Source organism: Plebeiibacterium sediminum (assembly GCF_026013605.1).
Classification (GTDB): domain Bacteria; phylum Bacteroidota; class Bacteroidia; order Bacteroidales; family Marinilabiliaceae; genus Saccharicrinis; species Saccharicrinis sediminus.
This window is the reverse complement of the sequence record NZ_JAPDPJ010000239.1, coordinates 1-720: the sequence shown is the minus strand read 5'-3', so window position 1 is coordinate 720 and position 720 is coordinate 1. Positions and strand designations below refer to the sequence as shown.

Sequence of the window (720 nt, the reverse complement as noted above, 5' to 3'; positions counted from 1 at the left end):
TTGTGTGAATTAAATTGCATGCTTAATAAAATTGATAGGTCTATTGTATATGAACCTATTTATATATTGAATAATAGTTAGCGAAGTGATCTTGGATATTATTCTGGTTTTGAAACCCATAAATGTTTTTGCATAATTTCTCCTGATCAAGAACTGATCGCATAGTTGACTATAAAGGGTTTCTATTCTTTTGCGGGACTTCCGAAAGATATAGGCTTGTTTCTTATAGCCTTGTTGATTTAATCTCATTGGTGTTTCCAGTTTAATTCCTGCAGAAGAAAATAAGTCCAATTGTTGTTCTGCTGACAAATAGCCTTTGTCACCCAGTAGTGTACAATCTGATAGCTGAACTTTAACATCTTGCAAATAGTGAATATCATGAACATTGGCTTTTGTCAGATCAACGGATGTAAAAACACCGTCAAAAGTACATACTCCATGAAGCTTATATCCAAAATAATATTGGTTTTGAGAAGCACAGAAACCTTTTTCAGGAGCAGTCTCAAATTCCTCTTTACAAATTTTTAACCTCGAAGCCCTAGCGTTTCTGCATATCTCTAAAGGCATTGAATCAATAACGAACACATCTTCATGATTTGAGAAAGCGGAGCTTAGTTGATTCCGAACCCATTCGATATAACCAAATAAACATTTCTTTCTTCTGTTATATTGTGTCCGGTCAATCATGTTAGGAAATTGTTCTCTATATTCACTTTTGAG

Annotated in this window: 1 protein-coding gene; it reads right to left on the bottom strand. The window is 33.9% G+C overall.

Features of this window, described 5'->3' with window-relative positions; translation table 11 throughout:
- Positions 1 to 9: 9 nt before the first annotated feature.
- A partial coding sequence (locus OM075_RS25275; RefSeq protein ID WP_301193342.1) for an IS982 family transposase occupies positions 10 to 720 on the bottom strand: 711 nt, incomplete at its 5' end.